The organism is Haloplanus sp. CK5-1, assembly GCF_037201915.1.
GTDB lineage: Archaea > Halobacteriota > Halobacteria > Halobacteriales > Haloferacaceae > Haloplanus > Haloplanus salilacus.
In genome coordinates this window covers 392,774-405,113 of record NZ_CP147505.1, presented here as the reverse complement: position 1 = coordinate 405,113, position 12,340 = coordinate 392,774, and the positions used below count along the sequence as shown (strand labels likewise).

Sequence of the window (12,340 nt, the reverse complement as noted above, 5' to 3'; positions counted from 1 at the left end):
TATGGTCGACCTCTCGGGCGCCTACGAGGTAGACGTTGACGACATCGAACCCGACGCGGCGCTTCGCGGGACGAATCTCACCAACGCCGACCTCACCGGTTCCCAACTCGCGGGGGCCGCGCTCTCCGGGGCCGACCTCACAGACGCCACCCTCGCAGGGGCCGACTTCGAGGGCGCCAAGTTGCGGACCAGTACGACGGCGACGAGGGCGGCGAGGCGGTCGACTGGTCGGACATCGCGGACGCCGGAGCCAGGACTGGCGACGGAGCGTGATCCCGGACTGGCAGGGCCGGCGTCCGGCGCGTCCCGCGACCGCTCGCGGGACCCCGTTCACTCCCCATGGCGGCCGACGTGGTAGACGACGCCCCACAGGAACGACAGCAGGACGACGACGACGAGGCCGCCGGCCATCTCCCGCGGTAGCGGTGCGCCGATCAACAGTTCGAGTTGCCGGCCGATGGTCGCACCCGCTTCGGCGAGTGACGGAGTGTAGGTCCAGACGTACTTCGAGAGCATCGAGCCGACGATCAGGCTGACGAACGCCGAGAGCGCGTGCGAGGTTCCCGTCTTGGCAGGCATCGTATCGTCTCTCCCGAGGGCGAATTGGTCGGTCCGGTGAAAGAAGTTTTCCTCTTCGTCTGCCGGTCACTCCACCATCCGCTCCAGAACGGGCTGGAGACCTCGAAGCGAGTAGTGATCGTCGTCCCAGTCCAGCTTCGGCTTGAACATGCCACGTTCGGTTCTCGGGTCGGCTCGGTCCGGTTCGAAGTAGACAGGGAACAGATCCCGGTGGTCGAGTGTCCCGTCGTATCGGCCCGGCTCGAACCACTCAGTCCGGCGAACCTGACGCCACACGTACTCACGAAACGAATCCCACGAATCGGTCGGGTCTGACGCCCCCGAGTCGGCGTCCCCGAACGTCTCCAGAAACACGTCGCTCATCGTTCCCAAGAAGAAGGAGTTGTTCGCCTCGTACAGATCGGCGTAGATCTGTAGATACCCCGTGCCTTGCGGATCGATCTGTGAGATCAGTCTCGCTCCCTGCCGGGTCTCGAGTTCGGCTCGTGAGAGATACTCCGGCAGGTCCGCGTCCGTCATCCCTTGGGCGAGCGCGAACTCGTCCATCGGCAGGACGAATCCGAGCAGGTCCGCCTCGTGAACCAGTACCGACAGGAGCGAGAGGACTTTGTCCCGTGAGAGCGGCGTAGCTTCGATTTCGTCCACCGACTGGAGTTGATGGCGGTCCCACACATCCTTGAGCGCGTCCCACGCTGCATCCGGATCCCGAATCAGCAAGTCGAGAGAGCCGCCAGCGTAGTCGGCCGTTTGTATCGTCGTCCGCTTCTGACCGAGAGATCCCTCCCGAGCCACTTGGAACGTACAGAATCGGATATCCGTCAGATAGTTCGATTCCAGCAACGGATGGTCGAAGTCGCGTGCGAGAAAGACATCGCGAAACTGTTCGAACTGAGAGTTTGGCTTCGGATCCGCGTTTCTGTCGTCCTCGAGACAGAACGCCGTCCCGGCCAGAAACCAGGTCAGTCCTGCTTGATCCGGGGACAAGAGGAGACACGTTCTGTCGGTATTACGAACCGACTCGGTCATTAGCGTGCCACACACCGGCGTCACACTTAGAACTTGCTCCACCTCACTCGACGCCGTCAGCCCGCGTGACACACTCGGACGACGCGCTTTTGCCCGTCGACGCGGTAAGGGGGCCAATGACACGCAGTCTCGACGCGAAACTCGACGCCGCGCGGGCCGACCTCGCGGAGCGCGACGGCGTCGTCGTCGCCTTCTCCGGCGGCGTCGACTCGAGCGCCGTCGCCGCCCTCGCCCACGACGCCCTCGGCGACGACGCCGTGGCGTGCACGGCCAGAAGCGAGACGCTGCCGGGGGAGGAACTCGACGACGCTCGGCGCGTGGCCGACGAAATCGGGGTTCGCCACGAGACGGTCACCTTCTCCGAACTCGACAACCCGGACTTCGTCGCGAACGACGACGACCGGTGTTACCACTGCCGGACGATGCGGCTGGGACGGATGTACGACGTGGCCCGCGATCTGGGGTTCTCGACCGTGTGTGACGGGACGAACGCCTCGGACCCCGGCGGTGGCCACCGCCCCGGCCTGCGCGCCGTCGAGGAACTCGAGGTGTTCTCGCCGCTGCTCGCCCACGACATCACCAAGGAGGACGTCCGCGAGGCCGCGGATCGCTACGGCCTCTCGGTCGCCGACAAGCCCTCGATGGCGTGTCTCTCCTCGCGCATTCCGACGGGGCTGGAAGTGACTGAGGAGCGACTCAGTCGCGTCGAGAAGGCCGAGACGCTGTTGCGGACATGGGGCTTCTCGCAGTTCCGCGTCCGCGACCACGACGGCCTCGCCCGCATCGAGGTCGCCCCCGACGAACTCGACGCCGCCCTAGACGAGGAGTTCGTCCGCGCGGCCCGCGAACACCTCACCGACGCGGGCTTCGACCACGTCACCCTCGACCTCCACGGCTACGAAACGGGGAGCGTGAGTCCCGAGGACGACGGGGAGGAGCCGGTCGTCGAGGACGTGTTCGAGCAGGAGTACCCGATCGGCGAGGACTGACCGACGGCGGGCGGCCTACGCGGGCGGCGTCTCGAGGAAGTCGGTCCGGTTCTCCGCGACGAGCGTCGTCGTCCCGTGCGCTACCCGAACTTCGTTCAGCGCGCAGTTGTCCTGCTCGCCGTCGGCGACGGCGGTGACGATGTCGCGGTCGTCGACGGCCCCGACGAGGAGGGAGAGCGGTCCGCCGTGACAGACGACGACGACCGTCTCGTCGGGGGCACTCTCGGCGAGGAGGGACTCCCACCGCGAGCGGACGCGGTCGTCCAGATCCCGAAGACTCTCGCCGCTCTCCGGGCGGGCGTCCACCGCGTCCCGACCGGCGCGAGGGATGGACAAGCGGTCGTGGTCCTCGAACACCGTCGCCTTGGGGAGCCCCTGGTAGCGGCCGAAGTCGCGTTCGCGCCACGCCGATTCGACGGTGGGGTCACAGTCCACACCCTCCGCGAGGTGTGACGCCGTCTGTCTGGCGCGCCGGAGATCAGAGGCGAGCACCCGGTCCACGTCGTAGTCGGCGGCGACGTGGGTGGCGAGCGACCGAGCCTGTTCGTGGCCGCGGTCGGTCAAGGGCGTCGGGGCCCACCCCTGGAGACGGCCGGAGCGGTTCCACGTCGTCTCACCGTGACGGGTCAGCAGGACGGTCGTCATGTCCGGCGATACTGTCGTCCCGTACAAGAGCGTTCCTGCAGACCGAGGGTGAGTACGTCCGGGCAGTCGGAGTGTGAACCGATCACACAGTCAGTTGTCAGTCCACCGGAGGAGGGCAAGTGTCCCCTCGAACAGCGTGATCATCGTCGCCGCGACGATGATGGGAGCCATCCCCGTCGGATCGGGGCTGACGAGGAACGCCAGTCCGAGGAAGCCACCCCAGAACAGCAGACGACGCCCCTCCAACCACTCGCGGGTGGTGAGGTTCATCATGATCGCGAGCATGATGAACAGGGGGATCTGGAAGACGAGCGCCATGTATCCCATGAGGACGAGGATGAGGCCGAACGTCTCCTTGAGACCGAAGGCGACGACGGCCGTGCCGGTGGTGTAGGAGGTGAAGTACGCGAAGATGGCGGGCAGGACGACGAAGTGGGAGAAGGCGACGCCGATCAACGCGAGGACGAGACTGGTTGGGACGGCGGCGAGGTAGTAGCGGCGTTCGCGGGGGAAGAGTCCGGGGCGCATGAACAGGTACGTCTCGTAGACGGCGATAGGGAGGCCGACGACGAATCCGGCGAGCGCGGCGACTTTGAGTTCGGTGACCAGCAGTTCGAGCGGGCCGTAGAGCCGTGGCCGGCGGTCGGTGATCGTCTCCGCGCCCGGGATGTGGGAGTTCCAGAGGAAGTTGATGAGTTGATCAGCGACCGGGAAGACGGCAAGAGTGACGACCCCACCGACGACGAGGACGACCGCCAGCCGTCGGATCATCTCCTCGATGTGGTCCGCCAGCGGCATCTCCTCGTCCGAGGCCGGACCCTCGCCGAGCACCCCGTCCTCGACGTCGTCCATGGCGGTGGGATCGGCCGGCGGAGACTGGGCCGTCGGCCCCGCTGCCGGCGCGTCGGCGGTGTCGCCGTCGTCGGTGTCGTCGGTCGTCGTCGACCCGTCCGAGAGGTCGATGTGGTCCGGAACCGTCTCGGAGATGGGGGTGGTCGAACCGGTGGACGTGTCGGTATCCACGTCCGTGTCGGCCGACCCACCGTCGGTGTCGTCCGTGTCCGTGTCGGCCGACTCCGCGTCGCCGTCCTCCACCGCGGCTGCCAGTTCGAGGTCCGGGTCGTCCTCGAGTTCGTCGTCCGGGACGGGTGCGCCGACGGCGTCGGAGACGCTTCGGCGTTCGTCCCGGTCGTACGGGTCGTCGGAACCGGTCGCGCCGGCCGGGGCGAGTTCGTCGGCCGCGATGGTCTCGTCGTCGTCGAGGAAGTCCTCGATGGACCCACCCGCCTCGGGAGCGTCGTCCGGCGTGTAGACGGTGTCGGTCTCCGGGTCGATATCGGCGTCGGGGTCGTCGTCACGGTCGGCGGACTCGGAGGTAGACGGGGGCTCGGAAGGGTCGTCGTCCGTCGGCACGGATGGCGATTCCGACTCCGAGTCCTCAGCCATTCACCCGACATATTCCCCGTGCTGTTATAGGCCTTTTTCCATCGGTCTCCGGGGGCATCCGACCTCGAGGCGGCCCGTCCGGGGGCGAGAGGAGAGAAAAGATTGATGACGCCGAGACGGGTTCGATGCTGTATGTCGAGCGCGCTGGACGAGGACACCCGTCAGACGCTGGACGCCGGTCGGGAGACGGCCGGCGCGATGCTCCGGTCCGCCCAGAAGGACCTCCAGAAGGTGTTCATCGTCTTCCTCGTCGGTTTCATCGGCTCCTTTTACGCGCTTCGGTTGTACGTCTGGGGCTTCCTCGAGGGGATCACCCGGTCGCGGCTGGACGAGGTGGCGTCGGGCGAACTCCAGATCATCGCCCAGACGCCGTTCGACGTGATCCTCCTGCAGGCGAAGATCGGTCTCGTCGTGGGGATACTCATGGGACTCCCGGTGTTCGTCTACTTCTCGCGGGACGCACTCGAAGCCCGCGGCCTGTGGCCCTCCTCGCCCGTCCCACGGTGGAAACTCGCTCTCGGTGGACTGGTGGCGACCGGCCTCTTTTTCGCCGGGTTGGCCTACGGCTACCTCGTCTTCTTCCCGGTGATGTTCGCCTTCCTCGCCAACAACGCCCTCTCTGCGGGCTTCACTCCCACCTACTCCATCGTCCTCTGGGCGCAGTTCATCTTCCTGCTCACGCTCTCTTTCGGCCTCGCGGCCCAACTCCCGCTGGCGATGAGTGGGCTGGCGTACGCCGAAATCGTCCCCTACGAGACGTTCCGCGACCGGTGGCGATACGCCGTCGTCGGTATGGTCGCAGCCGGGGCGCTGTTTACCCCGCCGGACCCGTTTACCCAGATCATGTGGGCGCTGCCGATGATCGCCCTCTACGGGTTCAGCCTCTACCTCGCGAAGGTCGTCGTGACGGCCAGGCGTGGGAGCGCACAACTCGACGTCGGGACGGCCGCCGGCCGCCACTGGAACGTCATCCTCGGCTTCGGGGTCGTGGGTGGACTGCTCGCGTACGCCTTCTTCACCCGAGGCGGCGTACCGGCCGTCAACGACCTGCTGGCGTGGGCGGGGAGTTCGCGACGCCTCGGCGGACCGGGGGCGAGCCTCCCCGTCTCGCGGGGTGTCGGACTGGCGCTGTGGACCGCGGCCGGCACCCTCGCCGGGACCACCGTCGCGTTCATGTACTTCGTCTACGCCGAACTGGAGGCGGCGGTCGACCCCGCGACGGTCGGGGAGCCGGGCGACATCGACCTGTCGGAACTCGACGCCGCGGGGATCGAGGCCGCGCCGTCCGAGGCGTTCGCCGACTTGAGTGAGGACGAGGCCGTGGCAATGGCGGGCGACGCGATGGAGGCGGGCGACGAGGAGCGGGCACGCGCCATCCTCGACCGGTTCGACGAGGCCGAAGAAGCCGAGGGTGACGGTGGCGACGAGTCGACGGCGGACGAACTCGGCGACCGGGCGAGTCGCGCCGGCGGCACCTTCCTCGACGAGTTCACCGGCGGTGAGACGGACGAAGACGACATCGGCGGCTACTACAGCGACGTGACGTTCGTCCTCGACAGCCTCACCTCGCGGGCGTTCCGCATCGCCGCCGTCTTCGGCATCGTCCTCGCGGTGACGTTCGGCTGGCTCTACACCGGCGGCATCGGCCGCGTGTTCGAACAGTTCCTCTCGCAGTTGCCGAGCCAGGTGACCCCCGAGGACATCAACGTCGTCGCACTCCACCCGATGGAGGCGTTGATCTTCGAGGTGAAGTTCTCGACGCTGATCGCCGCCCTCGTCACCCTCCCCGTCGTCACGTACTACGCGTGGCCGGCGCTGCGCGAACGCGGGTTCGTCCGTGGCAACCGCAACGTCATCTTCGGCTGGGCCGCGGCGCTCGTCGTCGGTCTCCTCGGCGGGTTCGCCCTCGGCTACACCACCGTCGCGCCGACGGTCATCTCCTACCTCGTCGCCGACGGCGTCCGAGCGGAGATGATAATCGCCTACCGCATCACCAACTTCTTCTGGCTCATCTTCTTCACCACCGCGGGCATCGGCCTGCTGGCGGACGTCCCGGTCCTGATGCTCCTGCTCAACACCGCCGGCGTCTCCTACCGGACCATGCGGGGACGGTGGCGCGAGGTGGTGGTCGGCATCATGGGCTTCGCCGCCGTCGCGACGCCCGCCGACGTGACGACGATGTTCCTCGTCACGATTCCGTTGATGGTCGCCTACGGTGTCGGCCTCGGCGTCCTGTTCGTGGTGACACTCGGGGGGCGTCGTGACCTGGCCCCGGAGCGGGACGTCGTACCGGAGCCGTAGCCACCGAGCGTCGCGGGCGTGGCCCCGGGTCGCCGTCACACCGCGAGGGGAGGCGACCGGGTTCCGGACGAAGCCGTCGCGTTTAAGCGTCCGATCGAAGAATATGCTCGAGAGAACACCATGCGAATATCAGAACCCGTGACCGACCGCGGCCCGGAGGGAGCGGCGTGACCAAGATCAGCGTCGAGATCCCCGACGAACTGCTCTCCGATCTGGACGACCACGTCGGCGAAGACGGCAAGTTCGTCAACCGGAGCGACGCTATCAGGGCGTCGGTCCGGAAGACGCTCGACCTGTTGGACGACATCGACGCCCGCCACGGGCGACTGGAGTCCGAGGAATGAGCGCCGGCGAGGACTGGCCGGTCGGCCGTGTGGCGATCCTCGCGCTGTTCGTCACGGCGCTCGTCACCGCACAGTTGACCGCCGCGAAGGTGCTCGCGATCCCGCTCCCGACCGACCTGCCGCGGATCGGCGGGACGATATTTCTCCCGGGAGCGGCGCTGGCTTACGCGCTCACCTTCTTCGCGTCGGACTGTTACGGCGAACTCTACGGCCGGCGCGACGCACAGGTGATGGTGAACGTCGGCTTCGCGATGAACTTCGTCCTCCTGGCGCTGGTGTGGTCGACCATCCTCGCACCCGGCCGGAACGCGGAGTTCGCCGCGCAGTTCGAGGGCGTCCTCGCCCCGGCGACCAACATCGTCGCAGGGAGCCTGCTGGCGTATCTCGTCAGTCAGAACTGGGACGTCCTCGTCTTCCACCGCCTCCGGGCGGCGACCGACGGGGACTTCCTCTGGCTCCGAAACATCGTCTCGACGGCGACGAGCCAAGCCATCGACACCGTCATCTTCGTCGGCGTCGCCTTCTACCTCCTGCCGACGTACGCGGGAATCGGGGACGTCACCCCTTGGAGCGTCGTCGTCGCGCTGATGCTCGGTCAGTACCTGCTCAAACTCCTGATCGCTATCGTCGACACGCCCTTCGTGTACGCCGTCGTCGGGGTCGTGCGGTCGCGGGCCGACGCCGCGGCGAAGGCCGCCGCCGCGAGGGCGGCGAGCGAGCGCGAGGCGGATCGGCCGGTCGACGAGTTCTAGTTCCGTCGCTCCGCGAACGCGAAGCGGGGTTTGACGTCGTCGATCCGAACCTCGACCTCCTCGCCCACGTCGGCGTCGGGGACGAAGACCGTGAACCCGTCGACGCGGGCGATGCCGTCGCCCTCGCGCCCCTCGTCGACGACCTCCACGGTGAATTCGTCGCCCGACGTGACGGGCGCGGTGAGATACCCCTTGGCGACGAGGTAGAGTTCCGACGACGCGTCCCGCGAGGCCTCCGGGTGGACCGCCCGGACGTATTCGAAGGTCTCCTCCATCTCCGCGCGGAGGTCCGCGAGGTCCGGTCCCTCGAACACCTTGACCGCCAGGTCGCCGCCGGGGGCTAGCAGGTCGCGAGCGACGTCGAAGGCTTGGCGGGCGAGATACACCGACCGCGCGTGATCGACGGAGTACTCGCCGGTCATGTTCGGCGCCATGTCGGAGACGACGACGTCGACGTCGTCACCGCCCACGGCGTCGCGGAGGCGGTCGACCGTCCCCTCGTCGGTCATGTCGCCGCGGATCGTCTCGACGCCGTCGTGGTCCAGCGACTCGATCCGCTGGAGGTCGACGCCGACGACGGTACCCTCGGGGCCGACCGCCTCGGCGGTGACCTGAAGCCACCCGCCCGGTGCCGCGCCGAGGTCGACCACGGCGTCGCCCGTCTCGAACAGGTCGGCCGTCCCGTCGAGTTGCTTCAGTTTGTAGGCCGATCGGGCGCGGTACCCCTCCTGTTTCGCGCGGTTGTAGTACTCGTCTTTGCCGGTCATGCTACCACCGCGACCGGTCGCTGGCTCCCCGCGTGGTGTGAGGCTCGGCGTGTCGGTTGCATACCGGAGGGACGCCGTCGACGCTGATAGACGTGACGCACCGCAGTTCCCGTCAGCGCCCGTCCAGCCCGACACCCTGGGCGAGCAGTTCGTGAGAGCGGAGCGCGTCCTCGTGGTCGCCGACGACGTGCTGTATCATCACCTCGGCGACGCCGACGCGGTCGGCCAGTTGGTCGAGGAGGCCGGCGAGTGTCTCCGGACTCCCGGAGATGGCCCGCGGCCACTCGTCGGCGTCGAGCGTCGCGGGCGTCGGGTCGGGGACCTCACCCAGTTCCTCGATGGCTTCCTCGACGGTGGGGTGGGTCCCGACGACGCCGCGTTGCATCCGCCGATACGACGCCTCGGCGACGGCACGGAGCCGCGCCGCGTCGTGGTCGGTCTCGGCACAGACCGCGTTCACCGCGACCGTCGCCCGCGGTTCGTCGACGCCGCCGGCCAACCGTGACGCCCGGAAGCGGTCGCGGTAGGTCTCGACGGCGCGGACGGCGAACCCCGGCCGGATGAACGCGGCAAAACAGTAGGGGAGGCCGAGTTCGCCGGCGATGGCTGCACTCGACGGACTCGATCCGAGCGCCCACGGGACGGGAGGTTCGGCACCGGACCGCGGAATCTCCAGGTCGGCGTAGGCGTGCTCCGCCGGATAGTCGTCGTAGAGATGGTTGACGACGGCTTCGAGTTTCTCGGCATGGTCCTCGTCGGGGTTCTCGACGCGCCGCTCCGTCCCGAGGGCGCGGTCGACTGCCGGCGAGCCGTTGGCTCGGCCGAGGCCGGCGTCGATGCGGCCCGGTGCGAGGGCGTCCAGCGACCCGAACAGTTCGGCGATCTTGAACGGGCTGTAGTGGTTGAGCAACACGGCTCCGGAGCCGAGGCGGATCGACTCGGTCTCGGCGGCGAGGTGGCCGAGCAACGTCTCGGGGGTCGTCCCCGCGAGTCGGTCGGCCATGCCGTGGTGTTCGGCGACCCAGAACCGGGAGTAGCCGAGCCGTTCCGCCTGCTGTGCGGCCGCGACGGTGTTGGCGTAGGCGTCGGCCGCTGTGCCACCGTGGGGGACCGGGGAGAGGTCGACGGCGGAGAGCTTCATGCCACCGGTCGGCGGCTAGGGGGGATAACGGTTTGGCCGGGCGAAGCGGTTCGGGAAAGGGCCTTTCCGGACGCTGGGACTACGTCGCGCCATGACGGACACGTTGGAGCTTCGATCGGCGTCACGGGCGGAGCGCCGAGATCGCCTCTTCGAACACCTCGACGACGCCGACCCGGAGTCGTCGACGACGGCCGTCACCGACGCCGACCCCGTCGAGACGGCGACTCTCCTCGACCGGTATCGGATCGAGCGCGGTCGACGGGTGGACTGGGAGGCCGACCGAATCGACGCGGAGACACGGGAGATCCGGATCACCACGGGCGAGGCGTTCGACGCGGACGAGTGGCCGGCGTTCGACGTGCGGGACCTCCCGCCCCAGCGACGCCACGAGGAGTTGACCGGCACGTTCGACGCGCTGGAGGCGGGCGAGGGATTCGTCCTCGTGAACGATCACGATCCGAAGCCGCTGTACCACGAACTGCGGTCGACGCGCGGGGAGACGATCGAGTGGGAGTACCTGAGCGAGGGAGCCGGCGAGTGGCGCGTCCGGATCGGCAAGACCGGAGACGGCGACGGAGCGGTCGACGACGCGGCCGACACGACGTTCGACGTACGGGAGATTCCGAAAGCCGAGCGTCACCCGACGATCCACCACCGGTACGGGACCCTTCTCGAGGGGGCGACGATGGAACTCGTCGCACCGCACGAACCACGCCCACTACACCGCGAGTTCCGCCAGCAGTACGGGGAGTCGTTCACGTGGGCGGTCGTCGAGGAGGAACCGGGACGCTGTCGTGTTCGGATCACGAAGGAAGACGAGGCCAACGGGGACGCGTCGGGCGGGGCGACGGCGGAACCGTCGGCACCGCCGGAGGGGTCGCTGTCGGTGACCGAGAAACTGGACGTGCGCGAGCTCCCCCCTGCACGGCGTCACGAGGCAATCTTCGAGGCGTACGAGGGGCTGGCGCCCGGGGAGGCGTTCGTCCTCGTGAACGACCACGATCCGGAGCCACTGTACCACCAGTTCGACGCGGAGGCGGGGCCGGCGTTCCGGTGGGAGTACCGACGGCAGGAACCCGGCGCGTTCGAGGTCCTGATCGGGAGAGCTGAGACGGACGACCGAGACGGGACACCCCTCTGATCGGGTCGGCGGTCAGACGGCCTCGACCTCGACGTACCACAGCCCCGGTTCCGGGTTGACCGTCTCGTACGCGAATCCCCGGCGTTCGATCACGTCGTACAACGGTTCGGGTTCGAACCCGTTCACGAGCAACAGCGATTCGTCGGCGGCCAGCTCGTCGAGAGCGGACATGATGTCAGCGAACGGCTCGCCGTCGATATCGCGGACGTCGAGTCGTCGGTCCGCGTCGGTCGGTTCCGCGCCCATACCAACCGAGACACGTCCCGGACGGCTGTGGGTTGTCACGAACCCGTTCGTGTCCGGGCCGTCCGTCGCAGTCGGCGCCGGCGCCGCGCGCGCCCGCTCGCGAACGAACAGCGGGTATTTTTAACACCAGGGGCGTACCACTCCGTACATGTTCAAGGCCATCGTGAGCGCGTCGACGCTCCGGGACGCCCTCGACTCCGTGAGCGTGCTAGTCGACGAGTGCAAGGTACGACTCAACGAGGACGGCCTGGCGATCCGTGCGGTCGACCCCGCGAACGTCGGGATGGTCGACCTCTCACTGGAGGCGGCAGCGTTCGAATCCTACGAGGCCGATGGCGGCGTCATCGGCGTCAACCTCTCCCGTCTCGAAGACATCGCGGGAATGGGGAACGCCGGTGACCTCGTCCACCTCGAACTCGACGAAGAGACCCGCAAACTCCACATCCGGATCGACGGGCTGTCCTACACGCTCGCGCTGATCGATCCCGACTCCATCCGACAGGAACCGGACATCCCCGACCTCGACCTGCCGGCGCTGATCGTCGCCGAAGGGAACCAACTCGACCGTGGGATCACGGCCGCCGACATGGTGTCCGACCACATCAACCTCCGCGTCGACGAGGACGACGCGACGTTCCACATCGAAGCGGAGGGCGACACCGACGACGTGGACTTCGAGATGGGGGCCGACGACCTCATCGACCTCGACGCCGGTCCGGCCAGTTCGCTGTTCTCGCTCGACTACCTGAAGGACATGAACAAGGCGATTCCCGGCGACGCCGAAGTGACGGTTGAACTCGGCGAGGAGTTCCCGGTGAAACTCCACTACGACTTCGCCGAAGGGCTCGGGAACGTGACGTTCATGCTCGCGCCGCGCATCCAAAGCGAGTAACCCCTCGGACGGATCGGCACGCGTCGTCTCCACCACACCCGACGACACACCTCACAGGCCTGTCACCCCGG

Annotated in this window: 14 protein-coding genes; 7 read left to right on the top strand and 7 right to left on the bottom strand. The window is 67.8% G+C overall.

Features of this window, described 5'->3' with window-relative positions; all coding sequences use genetic code 11:
• Position 1 precedes the first annotated feature (1 nt).
• Complete coding sequence (locus NBT81_RS02030; RefSeq protein ID WP_338740690.1) at positions 2-358, top strand: pentapeptide repeat-containing protein; 357 nt, start codon at positions 2-4, stop codon at positions 356-358.
• Here NBT81_RS02030 and NBT81_RS02025 read toward each other — a convergent pair.
• Together NBT81_RS02025 and NBT81_RS02020 are read right to left on the bottom strand one after the other, a co-directional pair.
• Complete coding sequence (locus tag NBT81_RS02025; RefSeq protein ID WP_338740688.1) at positions 331-579, bottom strand: hypothetical protein; 249 nt, start codon at positions 577-579, stop codon at positions 331-333. The genes NBT81_RS02030 and NBT81_RS02025 overlap by 28 nt on opposite strands.
• Before the next feature lie 66 nt (positions 580-645).
• A complete protein-coding gene (locus NBT81_RS02020) occupies positions 646-1,563 on the bottom strand; it encodes a hypothetical protein (protein ID WP_338740687.1) in 918 nt (305 codons plus the stop codon).
• A 158-nt stretch (positions 1,564-1,721) separates the two neighbouring features.
• Here NBT81_RS02020 and larE point away from each other — a divergent pair, with 158 nt between their 5' ends.
• Entirely contained in the window at positions 1,722-2,594 is an 873-nt protein-coding gene (larE, locus tag NBT81_RS02015) for an ATP-dependent sacrificial sulfur transferase LarE (protein ID WP_338740685.1), read from the top strand.
• Positions 2,595-2,609: 15 nt separating this feature from the next.
• Here the strand turns inward: larE and NBT81_RS02010 are convergent, their stop codons facing one another.
• Positions 2,610-3,239 (bottom strand): histidine phosphatase family protein, encoded by a 630-nt coding sequence (locus NBT81_RS02010; RefSeq protein WP_338740683.1) that lies wholly within the window; start codon positions 3,237-3,239, stop codon positions 2,610-2,612.
• A gap of 90 nt (positions 3,240-3,329) precedes the next feature.
• Entirely contained in the window at positions 3,330-4,685 is a 1,356-nt protein-coding gene (tatC, locus tag NBT81_RS02005) for a twin-arginine translocase subunit TatC (protein WP_338740682.1), read from the bottom strand.
• Positions 4,686-4,817: 132 nt separating this feature from the next.
• On the opposite strand from tatC (NBT81_RS02005), the gene tatC (NBT81_RS02000) reads away from it, so the two are divergent.
• From tatC (NBT81_RS02000) to NBT81_RS01990, 3 genes are all read left to right on the top strand, one after another.
• Positions 4,818-6,986: a twin-arginine translocase subunit TatC gene (gene tatC / locus NBT81_RS02000; RefSeq protein WP_338740681.1), complete on the top strand. Its 2,169-nt coding sequence runs from the start codon at positions 4,818-4,820 to the stop codon at positions 6,984-6,986.
• A gap of 167 nt (positions 6,987-7,153) precedes the next feature.
• Entirely contained in the window at positions 7,154-7,330 is a 177-nt protein-coding gene (locus NBT81_RS01995) for a CopG family transcriptional regulator (RefSeq protein WP_338740679.1), read from the top strand.
• Complete coding sequence (locus NBT81_RS01990) at positions 7,327-8,082, top strand: queuosine precursor transporter (protein WP_338740678.1); 756 nt, start codon at positions 7,327-7,329, stop codon at positions 8,080-8,082. Before NBT81_RS01995 ends, NBT81_RS01990 begins: the two co-directional genes overlap by 4 nt.
• Here NBT81_RS01990 and NBT81_RS01985 read toward each other — a convergent pair.
• Both NBT81_RS01985 and NBT81_RS01980 read right to left on the bottom strand, forming a co-directional pair.
• On the bottom strand, positions 8,079-8,849 hold the full coding sequence (locus NBT81_RS01985) for a 23S rRNA (uridine(2552)-2'-O)-methyltransferase (protein WP_338740676.1): 771 nt from the start codon (positions 8,847-8,849) through the stop codon (positions 8,079-8,081). The two genes, NBT81_RS01990 and NBT81_RS01985, sit on opposite strands and share 4 nt — an antisense overlap.
• 112 nt (positions 8,850-8,961) lie before the next feature.
• Positions 8,962-9,990 (bottom strand): LLM class flavin-dependent oxidoreductase, encoded by a 1,029-nt coding sequence (locus NBT81_RS01980; protein ID WP_338740674.1) that lies wholly within the window; start codon positions 9,988-9,990, stop codon positions 8,962-8,964.
• 91 nt (positions 9,991-10,081) lie between these two features.
• Here NBT81_RS01980 and NBT81_RS01975 point away from each other — a divergent pair, with 91 nt between their 5' ends.
• Positions 10,082-11,131 carry a DUF2249 domain-containing protein gene (locus NBT81_RS01975; RefSeq protein WP_338740673.1) on the top strand — a complete coding sequence of 350 codons (1,050 nt, stop codon included), beginning with the start codon at positions 10,082-10,084 and terminating at the stop codon, positions 11,129-11,131.
• 12 nt (positions 11,132-11,143) lie between these two features.
• Here NBT81_RS01975 and NBT81_RS01970 read toward each other — a convergent pair whose 3' ends face one another.
• Positions 11,144-11,377, bottom strand: coding sequence for a DUF2249 domain-containing protein (locus NBT81_RS01970; protein ID WP_338740672.1), 234 nt, complete (start codon positions 11,375-11,377; stop codon positions 11,144-11,146).
• A 148-nt stretch (positions 11,378-11,525) separates the two neighbouring features.
• Between NBT81_RS01970 and NBT81_RS01965 the strand changes: the two genes are divergently transcribed.
• Entirely contained in the window at positions 11,526-12,269 is a 744-nt protein-coding gene (locus NBT81_RS01965) for a DNA polymerase sliding clamp (RefSeq protein WP_338740670.1), read from the top strand.
• Positions 12,270-12,340 lie beyond the last annotated feature (71 nt).